Source organism: Spirillospora sp. CA-108201 (assembly GCF_050936235.1).
In the GTDB taxonomy this organism is placed as follows: Bacteria; Actinomycetota; Actinomycetes; order Streptosporangiales; family Streptosporangiaceae; genus Spirillospora.
Map to the genome: position 1 here is coordinate 9298773 of NZ_JBNJNE010000001.1, position 13207 is coordinate 9311979.

Here is a 13207-nt window from a genome sequence, read left to right on the forward strand (position 1 = left end):
CCCGTGGGAATGCTCAATTTTTTCGAGGGGGTGCGAATGGCGGGGCCTGTTCCTCTCACCGCGGCCGATCCCACCCGGCTCGGCCGCTGGGAGCTGCTCGGCCGGATCGGCGCCGGCGGCCAGGGCGCGGTGTACCTCGGCCGGCCCGCCGAGCCGGGGCCCGGGCCGTCCCGCGTCGCCGTCAAGCTGCTGCACGCCCAGCTCGTCGGGGACGCCAACGCGCGGGAGCGGTTCGTCCGCGAGATGGCCGTCCTGGAGCGGGTCGCCGGGTTCTGCACCGCGCAGATGCTCGCCGCCGACGTGGCGGGCGACCGGCCCTACATCGTCAGCGAGTACGTGCCGGGCCCGTCGCTGCGCGCCCTCGTCCGCGAGGAGGGGCCGCGCACCGGCGCCGCCCTCGACCGGCTCGCGATCAGCTCGGTGACGGCGCTGTCGGCGATCCACCGCGCGAACGTCGTGCACCGCGACTTCAAGCCGCAGAACGTGCTGATGGGCCCGGACGGGCCGCGCGTGATCGACTTCGGCATCGCCCGCGCGTTCGACGCGAGCGCGACGATGACGAGCCAGGTCGTCGGCACGCCCGCCTACATGGCCCCCGAGCAGTTCACCGGGCGGGTCGGGCCGTCGGCCGACCTGTTCGCCTGGGCGAGCACCCTGCTGTTCGCCGCCACCGGCCACGACCCGTTCGCGGGCGGCCCGCTGCCCGCGGTGATGTACCGCATCCTGAACGAGACGCCCGACCTCGGCGCCCTGCCCGCTCCGCTGGCCGAGGTCGCCGCCGCCTGCCTCGCCAAGGAGCCGCAGGCCCGCCCCACCTCCGAGGACGTCCTGCTCTGGCTGCTCGGCGAGAGCGAGCGGCACGCCCGGCTGGAGATCCCACCCGAGCACCCCACGGAGGACTTCGCCGGCGCCACGGAGCCGGTCCCGAGGTCCGCGACCGAGCTCTCCCCGCCGCCGACCGCCGACACGTCCGTCCCGGCGTCCTGGGAGCAGACGCCGACCTGGCCCGGCCCGCCCACGTCCGCACCGCCTTCGCCCGGAACCGCGCCCGCCTCGGGGGTTCCGGCCGGGCTCGCGCCCGCGCCTCGACCCGCGCCCGAGTCCGGGCCCTCAGCCGGACTCACGGCCGGGCCCGTGCCCGCGGCCGGACCCGCGCCCGCCCCGCCGCCCCGGACGACCCGGGCGCCCCGGACGCTGCGGCGCGGCCCCGCCGTCGTCGCCGGCCTGCTCCTCGCGGGGCTCCTCGCCGCCCTCGACGTCGCCGCCCTCGCGATCCTGATCGCCCAGCCGTCCCTCAGCGAGGGCCACCGGGGCGGCCTGCTGCCCGTGGTCGCCTCGTCGTTCGCCGTCGTCGCCGTCGTCACCCTGGTCGGAGTGATCCTGGCGTGGCGCGGCAGCCGCCCCGCGGCGGGGACGGTCATGGCCGCGCGCGTCGCCCGCGTCGCGATGTGGGCGGCCTGGGGCGCCCTCGTCCAGATCCAGCCCGCCGCCCTCACCGGCCACGCCGTGCTGACCGCCTTAGTGGTGATCCTTCTCATGGTCGGGCTGTCCCGCTCGCCGATCTGAGGCGGTCACCCGTCCGCCGCGGCGCGCTCGGACCATTCCTTGAGGTCGCGGCGCTCGATGGCGGCGGCCATCAGGCCGGGGAAGGCGTCGGGAGTGCACGCGAAGGCCGGGACGCCCATCGCGGCCAGGGCCGCCGCGTTGTCGTGGTCGTAGGCCGGCGCCCCCTCGTCCGACAGGGCGAGCAGCACGACGACCTGCACGCCCGCCGCCGTCAGCGCCGCGACCCGCTGGAGCATCTCGTCGCGGATCCCGCCCTCGTACAGATCGCTGATCAGCACGAGGGTCGTCTCGGCCGGGCGCGTGACCAGGCCCTGGCAGTACGCGACGGCGCGGTTGATGTCGGTGCCGCCGCCGAGCTGCGTGCCGAACAGCACCTCCACCGGGTCGTGGAGCTGGTCGGTGAGGTCCACGACGCCGGTGTCGAACACCACCAGCGACGTGCGCAGCGACCGCATCGACGCGAGCACCGCCCCGAACACGCTCGCGTACACCACCGAGGCCGCCATCGAGCCGCTCTGGTCGATCGCGAGCACCACGTCCCGCTTGACGGCCTCCCGCCGGCGGCCGTACCCGATCAGCCGCTCCGGCACGAGGGTGCCCTGGTCGGGCAGGTAGTGGCGCAGGTTCGCGCGGATCGTGCGGTCCCAGTCGACGTCGGCGAGCCGCCTCGGGCGCAGCACCCGCGCCGACCGGTCGAGGGCGCCGCCGACCGCCGAGCGCGTCTTCTGCGCGAGCCGCCTCTCCAGGTCGCGCACGACCGCGCGGACCACCGCTCGCGCCGACTCCCGGGCCTGGTCGGGCAGCACCCGGTTCAGCGACAGGAGCGTCCCGACGAGGTGGACGTCGGGCTCGACCGCGTCCAGCATCTCCGGCTCCAGCAGCAGCCGGGTGAGGTCGAGGCGCTCGATCGCGTCCTTCTGCATCACCCGCACGACGCTCGACGGGAAGTAGGCGCGGATGTCGCCGAGCCACCGGGCCACGGAGGGCGCCGAGTCGCCGAGCCCGGCGCCGCGCCGCCCCGGCCGGGGCCGGCCCTCCTCGCCGCCGGCCCCGTAGAGCCGCTCCAGCGCGCCGTCCATGCCGGCGTCGTCGCCGTCCAGCGCCACGCCCGTCCCGTCGGCCTGGTCGCCGCCGAGCACCAGCCGCCAGCGCCGCAGCCGGTCGTCCGCGCTCTCGTCCGTCACGACGTCCGCTCCCATCCGAGGATCCGCAGGGCCGTGGCGGCCGCCGGCGCCGCCCGGGCCTCGTCCACGTCGTGCTCCCGCGGCCGTGCCCGCCCGGCGGGGCCGCGGCCGCGGCGGAGCCGCTCGCCGATGGCGCGGCGCTCGGCGGCGGGGTAGGCGCCGAACGTCCGGCGCAGGAGGGGCAGGACGTCGGTGAACGCGTCGGCGGGCAGGCCGGCGATCCACTCGTCGACGAGCCGCAGGAGCGCCTCGTCGTGCATGAGCAGGAGCCCGCCGCCCGCGAGGAAGCCCTCGACCCAGGCGGCGGCGCGGTCCGGCGCGGCGCCGACCGACACGGCGCGCGCCATCCGGTCGGGGACGTCGTGCAGCCGCCCGGCGTCGAGCAGCAGGCGGGTGAGGCGGCCCTCGATGAGTCCGTGCAGGGTGTCGGGGCGGCCGAGCAGATCCTCCAGCGTGCGGCGCCAGTGCTCGATGTGCCCCTCGTCGGCGAGCAGGGACAGGGCGCCGTGGACGGCGTCGACGTGCCCGAGGAACTCGCGGGCGGCGTCGTCGTCCAGCCCGGTGATCGCGGGCGGGAGCCCCACGCCGACGCGGACGACGAGGCCGTCGACCACCGTGCGGAGCGGGCCGGTGGAGGTGCCGCGGACGTCGCCGTAGCGCAGCGCGCGGACCAGCGCGGGCATGGCCGCCATCAGGTGCGCGACGTCGGTGTCGACCGCGGCGCGGTCGGCGAGGGCGCCCATGACCGCGGGGAGCGCGTCTGCGAGGTCGGCGAGCAGGCAGCGCTCGGCCACGGCGGTGAGGTCGGCGAGGGCCGTGGCGCTCTCGGCCGCCTCCCGCGCGCGGGCCGTGCTCGCGCCGCGCACGGTGGTGCCCCACGCGCTCGCCTCGATCAGCTCCACGTCGAACTCGGGCCGCCAGACCAGCGTCCACGTCTCGCGGAACGTGCCCTTGGAGCGGCTCTCCGACGGGACGCCCCAGTGCACGTCCAGCATGCGGAGGCGGTGCAGCAGGCGGCTGCGCTCCAGGTCGGTGGGCTTGCGCAGGTCGAGGTCCTGCTCCTTGCCGAGGGCGGACGGCCTGAGCCTGAGCCGCCGCTGCTCGGCCTGCAGGTCGCGCTGCAGCGGCACCATCGGGGTCCGCTCCGGGACCGCGCCGAGCCGCTCGCCGACCACCATCCGGTCCTGGATGAGCCGGACCGGCAGGTCGGCGCCCTCGCACAGGACGGCCCGGGTCGCCTCGGTGACCTCGTCCAGCCCGGCGAGGGGCCGCCCGCGCAGCGCCGCCAGGGCCTCGGCGAGCCGGACGGCCTCGATCACGTGCGCGGAGGAGACGTGCAGGTCCTCCTCGCGCAGGACGCGGGCGGCGGCGGTCAGCCAGCGCTCGATCGGGCGGTCGCGGGCCGCGAACAGGTGGTGGTACCAGCCCGGGGAGCGCACGCCCGCGCCGTAGCCGGACCGCCCGGCGAGCCGCCCGTGCGTCCACGGCACCCACGTCATGGCGACCCTGGTCTTCGGCAGGCCGCGCAGCGTCCGGTCGTCGTGGCTCGCCGGGACCCTGGCGCGCAGGGCCGGGACGTGCCACGCTCCGCACACCACGGCGACCCGCTCGTGGCCCTCCTTCAGGGCGCGGCGCACCGTCCTGCGCATGTGGGCCTCGCGCTGCTCCTCCCGCGCGGCCGGTTCGAGCTCGCCGCGCAGCTCCGCCATGGCCTCGGCGATGGCGGGGAAGGGCGACGGGCCGCCGTGGCGGTGCTCGACCACGTCGTCCCACCACCGCTCGGCGTCGTCATACCCGGCGGCCTTCGCCAGCCAGCCGAGCGGGTCGAGCCTGACGGCCTCCTCGGACGGCTCCTCCTCGGCCGGGACCAGCTGGTTCGCGGCGGGGAGGTCGCAGAACCGGACGGGGACGCCCGCCGACAGCGCGTACCGGATCGCCTGCCACTCCGGGCTGAACTCGGCGAACGGCCAGAACGCGGCCTTCCGGTCGCCGTCGGCGGGGGCGGGGGAGTAGGCGAGCAGGGCGACCGGCGGCGCCATCCCCGGGTCGCCCGCCAGCTCCACGATCGCGTCGGCCTCGGGCGGCCCCTCGACCAGCACCGCGTCCGGCTTGAAGTCCTCCAGCGCACCCCGCAGCGCACGGGCCGATCCCGGCCCGTGGTGCCGGACGCCGAAGACTTCGACCTGGCTCAAGAGACCTCCCGGCAGGCGCGGTAGAAGTCCCGCCACTCGGGGCGGTCGCGGACGACCGCCTCCAGGTACTCCTGCCACACGACGCGGTCGGACACCGGGTCCTGGACGACGGCGCCGACGATCCCGCCCGCCACGTCGGCGGCGCGCAGCACGCCGTCGCCGAAGTGCGCGGCCAGCGCCAGCCCGCTGGTGATCACCGAGATGGCCTCGGCGGTGCTGAGCGTCCCGCTGGGCGACTTCAGCTTGGTGCGCCCGTCGGCCGTGGCCCCGGACCGCAGCTCCCGGAACACCGTGACGACCCGCCGGATCTCCTCCAGGCCCGCCGGGCTCTCGGGCAGCTCCAGCCCCGCGCCGATCTGGTCGACGCGGCGCGCGACGATCGCGACCTCGTCCTCGGCGGACTCCGGCAGCGGCAGCACGACCGTGTTGAACCGGCGGCGCAGCGCGCTGGACAGCTCGTTCACGCCCCGGTCGCGGTCGTTGGCGGTCGCGATGACCGTGAACCCCTGGCGCGCCTGCACCTCGGTGTTCAGCTCGGGCACCGGCAGCGTCTTCTCCGACAGGACGGTGATGAGGGTGTCCTGGACGTCGGAGGGCATGCGGGTCAGCTCCTCGATGCGGGCGACGGAGCCGCGCCGCATCGCGCGCATCAGCGGGCTCTCCACCAGCGCCCGCTCCGAGGGCCCCTCGGCGAGCAGCCGCGCGTAGTTCCAGCCGTAGCGGACCGCCTCCTCCGCCGTGCCCGCCGTGCCCTGCACGAGCAGCGTGGAGTCGCCGCTGATCGCGGCGGCGAGGTGCTCGGACACCCAGGTCTTCGCCGTGCCGGGGACGCCGAGGAGCAGCAGCGCCCGGTCGGTCGCGAGCGTCGCCACCGCGACCTCCATCAGCCGGCGCGGCCCCACGTACTTCGGGCTGACCGCCGTGCCGTCCGGCAGCTCCCCGCCGAGCAGGTACGCGGTGACCGCCCAGGGCGACAGCCGCCAGCCGGGCGGCCGGGGCCGGTCGTCGTGCTCGGCCAGCCGCGCCAGCTCGGCGGCGTGCTCCTGCTCGGCGTGCGGCCGCAGCACGGCGCCCGCGGTCGGCGCGGGGGAACCGTCCCCGGGGCCCGCCGGGCCTGCCTCTTCGGTCACTGGTCAAGCTCCTTCAGCATCTCGTCGCGGAAACGCAGGGTCGCGATCAGGTCGGTGACGGCCCGCGGGGCGGCCGGTCCTATGCCCGCCAGGCGGGCCGCGGCGGCCGGGTCGAGCCGCTGGTCGGCGAGCCGGCACAGCTGTGTGATCAGATGTTCGTCGCGGCGGGTGGGGCGCTCGGCGGACGCGCTCAGCGTCTCGACCACCGCCGCCGCGAGCGGCCCGGCCCACGGGCCGGGCACCCGCTCCAGGACCCGCAGCAGGTCGGGCCGCCCCTCCACCCAGCGGATCAGGTCGGCCGCCGCCGGGTCGCGCTCCGGGCCGGGCAGGACCGACAGCAGGTCGGCGAGGGCCTCCGGCTCGTCCACCATGACGCCGCCCCTGAGCAGCGCACGGGCCCACCCGGTGTCGTGCTGGCCGAGGGCGGCGCGGGCCCAGCCGATGTGGACGTCGCGGCCGTCGGTGTCGGAGACGGGCAGGCACACGATCTCCATGGGCGGCAGCCCGAACAGCTCCGTCCAGGTGGACAGCGGGGTGCGGGCCAGGATCTCGCGCAGCCACGCGGCCCGCGTCCCGACCGGCGCGGCGCCGCCGCGCGGCGCGAACGAACCGGTCGGATGGAACGGGACGCCGTCGCGCGCCAGGTCCTCGTCGTGGGCGTGCGGCGGGTCCACCCGGATCCGCGTCTGCTCGCGGCCCCGGACCGTGCGCTTCTCGGTGGTCAGGCAGGCGCGGGCGCGCGCCGCCATGCGCTCCCCGTACGCGGAGCCAGGCATGCGGGCCAGCAGGTCGGACGCGAGTTGCCGGACGTCCTTCCCGCGGTCGCCCAACGCCGCCTCAAGGAACTCCTCGTCGTCCGGGGAAAGCCCGTGCGTGAACGTGGCGAGGAACGCCGCGCGATCGGGTGCCGGTTCCTTGGCCCAGGTTGCCTGAAGAAGCTCCCGCGCGCGCTCTGGCTCGGTCTCGCGAAGCATGGTCAGGTAGGCCACCCGCCGGTTCCGCGTGCCGGTCTCCCACACTTCGGGCCCGCCGCCGGGGTCGTCGCCCGAACCCACCAGGTAGGCCCAGTCGGTGTTCTGCAGGGCCAGCCACACGCCGCGCCGCCCGCACGCCCGCGCGATCGACGGCCGCAGCATCCGGTCGCTGCGCCCCCGCTCCAGCAGGTCGGGAAGCGTCTGGGCGGGCACCCGCAGGCCCCGGGCGGCCGCCGCGTCGAGCCATTCGGGCAGCACGCGGATCTGCTCGCCGCCGAGGATCCGCCGCAGCCGGGCCGCCGCCGCCCTCGGAACCGCCGGGACGCTCTCCACCGGGGCCAGCGCCACCGGCTCGGGGGGCGGCCCCTGCGGGACCTGCCCCGCCCGCCGCCGGACGGCGAGCAGCGCCGCCTGGTCGAGCAGCCGCCCGGCCTTGTCGCCGCCGTCGCCGCCGCCGTTGCCGTAGCCGCCCGGCGCCTCCGCCAGGACGGGCGGGTCGCGGCGCTCGGTGCCGAGCAGCGCGGCGGTGACGTGCTCGTCCCACGCCGTCACAGGATCACCGTCCCCTCGTCCTCGTGCCACGCGGCCAGCGGGCGCAGGCCGCGCGGGCTCCACTCCCCGGCGAGCGTGACCGGGCCGCCGCCCGACAGCGCGAGCAGCCGCCACGGATCGCCCATCCGGAGCGGCAGCGCGTCACCGGCGCCGTCGACGACGTGCAGGTCTCCTCCTTCGGTGCGCGCCAGGCGGACGTCTTCCAGCGTCGCGGGCCAGCGGTCCAGCCACGGGTCGAGCGCGAGCGCGGCGGCGTGCTCGTCGAGGAAGCCCCGGACGGACGTCCCCGCGGGCGCGCCCCTCATGGGCGCCCCGTACCGCTCGGCGACCAGCGCCCGCAGCGGCTGCGCGCCCGGGTAGAAGGCCAGCTCCGCGTCGACCCGCGTACCCACGACGAGCGACCCGTCAAGGGTCGTGCCCGGCGCGGCGAAGGACAACACGAGCGCGGGACGCCGCGTCCGGCTCCCGCGAAGCCACACCCGCCGCGTGGTGAGCAGGTCTTGCGCGGTGTCGCGCGACCCGGTGACCGACCACAGGTCCCGCACGCGCTCCCCGCCGGACAGCACCTCCTCCTGCGGGACGGTGAACCCGACCCGCGAGCGGACGGTCTCGCCCAGCCCCGGGGGCAGCTCCTCCCGCCGCTGGTAGGCCCGGACCAGCAGCCGCAGCAGCGCGTACTCCTCCAGCAGCCGGCCCGGCCAGCCGGGCCGGCGCGGGATCGCGGCCAGGCCCCTGACGGGCCCCGCGAGCGCGCCCGCCTGCGCGTCGACGAGCCGCCGCGCGGCGTCGTCCCACAGCCGGTAGGGGGCCTTCTCCGCCTGCGCGAGGCCGTGCGCGACCTGGTCGCGGAGCCACTGGTCCAGCTCGGCGAGCCCGTCGTCGACCCGCCTGGCCCGCCGCTCCGCCGTCTTCGGGTCGCGGGTCCTGGCCGCCGACGCGGTCCGCCGCTCGGCCGCCCGACCGGCCCTCTCCCGGCGGTCCTCGACCCACTCGGCGACCCACCCGGGACGCGACCCGCCCTCGCCCGCGGCACCGTCACCCCCGGGGGGACGACCCCCCGCACCCCCCGGAGCGCCTTCGGCTTCGATGTGGCCGTCCGCCCACAGGAACAGCAGGGCCAGAGCGTGCTTGCACGGGAACTTGCGGCTCGGGCACGTGCACCGGAAGGCCGGGCCGGTCAGGTCGACGCACGTCCGGTAGGACGACCTGCCGCTGCCCTGGCACTCGCCCCAGACGGCCTCGTCGTCGCACCCCGTCCCGGCCCACTTGGCGGGCTTGGCGACGCCGCCCGCCGCCCTGGCGGACGGCGCGTCGGGCGCGAGCCCGAGCACCTGCTCACGAGACCACCGATCGCTCACACACCCGAAACTATCGGCGCCCTCGGACAGTCGGCCCCCTCGCGGCCCCGGCCTCGCGTCAGCCCGCGCCGCCGAAGCCCGGCGGGGTGGGGAAGTCGGGCAGCGACACGTCCGGGATGAGGAGCGCTCCGCCCGCCAGCAGGGCCACCAGGGCGGTGGCCGCGAACAGGCCCACCCAGGCGAGCCCGGGGACGCCGGTGAGGTGGTGGAGCTGGTCGGCGTCGGAGCTCGGCGCCATGTGCCGGGACCGCATCCGCTGCAGCTCGATCACCGGGCGGGTGCCGGCCAGCAGCAGGAACCAGGCGGCCAGGTAGGCGAACCCGGCCTGCACCGTGGCGCTGCCCAGCCACGACACCGCGAAGACCACCGCGCCCGTGACGATCACCGACAGCGCCCCGTAGGCATTGCGGATCATGATGAGCGTCGCGGCGAGCAGAGCCAGCGTGAACCACAGCATCAGCGTGATGCGGCCGTCCTCCAGCAGCAGCGCGAACAGCAGCCCGAGCAGCGGCGGCGTCACGTACCCCGCCATCGCGGTGAAGATCATCCCGATGCCGTGCGGCTTGCCGCGCGACACCGTCACCCCCGACGTGTCGGAGTGCAGCTTGATGCCGTCCAGCTTGCGGCCGAAGAGCAGCGCGACCAGCGCGTGCCCGCCCTCGTGCGCGATCGTGACGGTGTTGCGCGCCATCCGCCAGGTCGGGCCGTGCACCACCGAGGCGAGCGCCACGAGGCCGACCAGGGCCACCAGCCACCACGGCGGATCCGGCTGCGTTCCCGTCACCCGGTGCCACAGGTCGGCGATGCTCACGTTTTCCACGTCCACCTCGGAGTCGTCGTCGCGATGCCCAACACTAGGACGTCCCGGATAACGTTCGCGTTCGGTTCTCAGGCCGACGGACCGAGCATGTCACCTCCAAGGCGCACACATGTGATCAATGGCATAGGAGATCACCCGTAACCCGCCGGACTGGGAGCGAACGTCAGGCCGATCTGCGCAAACCCGTTCCGGAGCGCCCCGTATTGCCGTTAAGGTGCCTTCGCGCCCCGGGCCAGCGGCTCCCTGCTCCCGGCGCGCCGAGAGGGTGAGCGGGGATTGAACGGGGACCGATCCTCCGCGCGGACCACCGGCCCGCGCGGTCTATTCCGATACTTCCGGCGTGACAGGCTGACCGGTCAGATCGCCGCCGGGCTGGTCGGCGTGCTCGCGGTGGGCGCGCTCGTCTACGGCGTGGGCACCGCCAGCGCGCGGTACCGGCTCTCGGACGTGGGGGCCTGGCTCAGCGCGAGCGGCAAGGGCCTGGTCGTGCACGCCAACGGGCTGGCCGGCAAGGTCGACGGCAAGGCCCCGGTGGTGCCGCAGATGCGCGGCCACCGCATCAAGGTCGTCCAGGACGGCGCGACCGTGCTGCTGGTCGACGAGGAGACCGGCGTCGTCAGCCGGATCGACCCCTCCCAGCTCAAGATCACCAAGAGCCGGCAGGTGGGCGGGGCGGGCATGCAGGTGCTCTCCGGCGCGGGCGCCGCCTACACGGTCGACGTCGTCAAGGGCACCGTCCAGCAGATCGACCCGGTGACCCTGGCGCCGGTCGGCGGACCCGCGACCCTCACCGCGCCGCTCGGGCAGGCGGGCATCGACGCCGACGGCGCGCTGTGGGTGCCCGTCCCGCAGACGGGCCACGTCGTCCCCTTCAAGTCCGGCCGCCAGGGCGCGCCCGTCGCCGCGGGGAAGACCGGCGACCGCCTCGCGCTGGCGATGGCCGCGGGCCGGCCCGTGATCATCGACAGTACGGCCGCGACGGCCCTGATCGTCCGCCCCGAGGGCACGCGTCGGATCAACCTCCCCGCGCCCGTCACGCGGGCCGCGAACGGCGTCAAGGTCCCCGCGGTCGCCGACGGGCAGATCGTCCCGATGCTCGGCGCGGGCGGCTCCCTCTACCTGCTGGACACCGGCGTCGGCCGGGTCGACTCGGTGGCCCTGCGCGTGCCGGACCACGCCTTCGAGCCCCCGAACGTCCTCGGGCAGCGCGTCTACCTGCCGGACCGCACGTCCGGCCGGCTGCTGGTCTTCAACACCGAGCGCAACGCATGGGAGCAGCCCATCGCGGCCACCCGCCCAGGCGGCGCGATCGAGATGCTCGTCCGAGACCACATGCTCTGGGTGAACGACCCCAACGGCCCCACCGCCCTCGCCTTCGGCCCGGACGGCGGCGTCAAGCGCATCAAGAAGTACGAGGACAAGGTCCCCGGCAGCGCGCGGCGCCCGCTGCCCGTGCAGGCCGACCCGGGCGGCCAGGGCAACCGCAACGGCCGCGGCGGAGGCGACGGCGGCAACACCACCACCACCACGCCGCCGCCGCGCACGCCCGTCAAGCCGCCGGTGAAGAAGGACCCCACCGCGCCCGACCCGCCCACGCCCGCCGCGTCGGGCGACAACGGCTCGGTCAAGGTGCGGTTCACCGCCGCCGCGCAGCCGCAGGGCGTCTACCCGGTGACCCGGTTCGTGCTGCTCGGCCAGAACGGCAGGCCGGTCGCGGACGCCAAGCCCGCGCAGTTCCCCGGAACCAGCCAGGGCGGGACGTTCTCCGTGGGCGGCCTGACCTGCGACACGACCACGCACATCTACAAGGTGGCCGCCGAGTACAAGGGGAAGAACGGCAAGCCCGCCTACAGCGAGTCCGGCGACGTCGGCGCCACCGCCTGCACCGCCCCGGGCCCGCCTACGGGTCTCAGAGCGACCCCCGTCAACCACGGCGCGGACCTCACCTGGACCCCCTCGTCCGGCTTCGACGTCACCTACGACATCACCTGGAACGGCGGATCGGCCTCGGCCAAGGGCACCTCGCACCAGGTCAGGAACCTCGCCAACGCGAGGACGTACAGGCTGAACGTGACCGCCCGCAACGGCGCCGGGTCGTCGACGCCGGTGAGCGCGTCGGCGGATCTCGACCCGGACGCGCACGCCGGGTCCTATGCCGGCCACAACAACGAGAACACCAACACGTGGCTGCACACCGGTCCGGGCACCGGCGCGCCGCGCGACGGGCAGTTCCCCAAGGGTTTCACGGGCCAGGTGAAGGTCTACTGCCAGCAGAGATCCGACCTGGTCACGGACGAGAACAACCCCGGCCTCAGAAGCACCGTCTGGGACAAGATCGAGTACGGCGGCCGGACGCGGTGGGTCAGCGACCTCTACGTGAACACCCCCGGCTCCAACTCGGGGACGTTCTCCTCGTCACTGTGGGAGTGCACCTGATGACCGAGAACTCCGGGATGAACGCTGCGGTGGACGCGGACGCGCTGGCGGGGCGGTTCGCGCAGATGTTCGCGGCGCTGGCGGGCAACATCGAGCGGGTCGTGCGCGGCAAGCGGGAGAAGGTCGAGCTGGCGCTGACCTGCCTGCTGGCCGAGGGGCACCTGCTGGTCGAGGACGTCCCCGGCGTCGGCAAGACCACGCTGGCGCGGGCGGTGTCGGCGTCGGTGGACGCCAAGTGGGCCCGCATCCAGTTCACGCCCGACCTGCTGCCCAGCGACATCACCGGCGTGTCGATCTTCAACCAGGGCGACGGCGCGTTCGAGTTCCACCCCGGGCCGATCTTCGCCAACCTGGCCGTGGCGGACGAGATCAACCGCGGTTCGCCCAAGACGCAGTCGGCGCTGCTGGAGGTCATGGAGGAGCGCCGGGTCACCGTCGAGGGCGTCCCGCATCCGGTGCCGCGCCCGTTCATGGTGATCGCCACGCAGAACCCCGTCGACATGGACGGCACCTACCCGCTGCCGGAGGCGCAGCTCGACCGGTTCCTCATGCGGATCTCGATGGGCTACCCCGACCACCAGGCGGAGGTCGCGCTGCTCGCCGGGGCCCCGACCGGCACGACGCTCGACCAGATGCCGCCGGTGATGAGCCGCGAGGACCTCGCCCGGATGATCGAGTTCGCGCAGCGGCTGCACGTCGCGCCGCCCCTGTTCGACTACCTCGTGCGCGTCGTCGCCGCCACCCGCGAGCACCCCGACCTGCGGCTCGGCGCGAGCCCGCGGGCCGGCATCGCGCTGCTGCGCGCCGCGCGGGTGCGGGCGGCGGCGGACGGCCGCTCCTACATCGTTCCCGAGGACGTGAAGGCGCTCGCGGAGCCGGTCATCGCCCACCGCCTGATCGTCACGCCGGAGGCCGAGCTGCGCGGGCGCACGGGCGCGGACGTGGTCGCCGAGGCGCTGGGCAACGTGCCGACGCCGCAGGCCGCCGGGGTGTGA

At 75.6% G+C, this 13207-nt stretch carries 9 protein-coding genes; 3 read left to right on the plus strand and 6 right to left on the minus strand.

Annotated elements, in window-relative coordinates; translation table 11 throughout:
* Window positions 1–36 precede the first annotated feature (36 nt).
* Window positions 37–1566, plus strand: a complete 1530-nt coding sequence (locus ACQEU6_RS44390; protein ID WP_499339810.1) for a serine/threonine-protein kinase — start codon at window positions 37–39, stop codon at window positions 1564–1566.
* A gap of 5 nt (window positions 1567–1571) precedes the next feature.
* On the opposite strand, the gene ACQEU6_RS44395 is transcribed toward ACQEU6_RS44390, so the two are convergent.
* From ACQEU6_RS44395 to ACQEU6_RS44420, 6 genes are read right to left on the minus strand one after another with little or no spacing between them, the layout of a single operon-like run.
* Complete coding sequence (locus tag ACQEU6_RS44395; RefSeq protein WP_499339811.1) at window positions 1572–2765, minus strand: VWA domain-containing protein; 1194 nt, start codon at window positions 2763–2765, stop codon at window positions 1572–1574.
* A complete protein-coding gene (locus ACQEU6_RS44400; protein ID WP_499339812.1) occupies window positions 2747–4942 on the minus strand; it encodes a DUF5682 family protein in 2196 nt (731 codons plus the stop codon). Before ACQEU6_RS44400 ends, ACQEU6_RS44395 begins: the two co-directional genes overlap by 19 nt.
* On the minus strand, window positions 4939–6072 hold the full coding sequence (locus ACQEU6_RS44405) for an ATP-binding protein (RefSeq protein WP_499339813.1): 1134 nt from the start codon (window positions 6070–6072) through the stop codon (window positions 4939–4941). The genes ACQEU6_RS44400 and ACQEU6_RS44405 overlap by 4 nt, the downstream gene beginning before the upstream one ends.
* Complete coding sequence (locus ACQEU6_RS44410; RefSeq protein ID WP_499339814.1) at window positions 6069–7598, minus strand: DUF5691 domain-containing protein; 1530 nt, start codon at window positions 7596–7598, stop codon at window positions 6069–6071. The genes ACQEU6_RS44405 and ACQEU6_RS44410 overlap by 4 nt, the downstream gene beginning before the upstream one ends.
* Window positions 7595–8956 (minus strand): SWIM zinc finger family protein, encoded by a 1362-nt coding sequence (locus ACQEU6_RS44415; RefSeq protein ID WP_499339815.1) that lies wholly within the window; start codon window positions 8954–8956, stop codon window positions 7595–7597. Before ACQEU6_RS44415 ends, ACQEU6_RS44410 begins: the two co-directional genes overlap by 4 nt.
* Before the next feature lie 58 nt (window positions 8957–9014).
* Complete coding sequence (locus ACQEU6_RS44420) at window positions 9015–9776, minus strand: M50 family metallopeptidase (protein ID WP_499339816.1); 762 nt, start codon at window positions 9774–9776, stop codon at window positions 9015–9017.
* Between the two features lie 276 nt (window positions 9777–10052).
* Here ACQEU6_RS44420 and ACQEU6_RS44425 point away from each other — a divergent pair, with 276 nt between their 5' ends.
* Entirely contained in the window at window positions 10053–12212 is a 2160-nt protein-coding gene (locus tag ACQEU6_RS44425; RefSeq protein WP_499339817.1) for a fibronectin type III domain-containing protein, read from the plus strand.
* Complete coding sequence (locus tag ACQEU6_RS44430; RefSeq protein ID WP_499339818.1) at window positions 12212–13207, plus strand: AAA family ATPase; 996 nt, start codon at window positions 12212–12214, stop codon at window positions 13205–13207. The genes ACQEU6_RS44425 and ACQEU6_RS44430 overlap by 1 nt, the downstream gene beginning before the upstream one ends.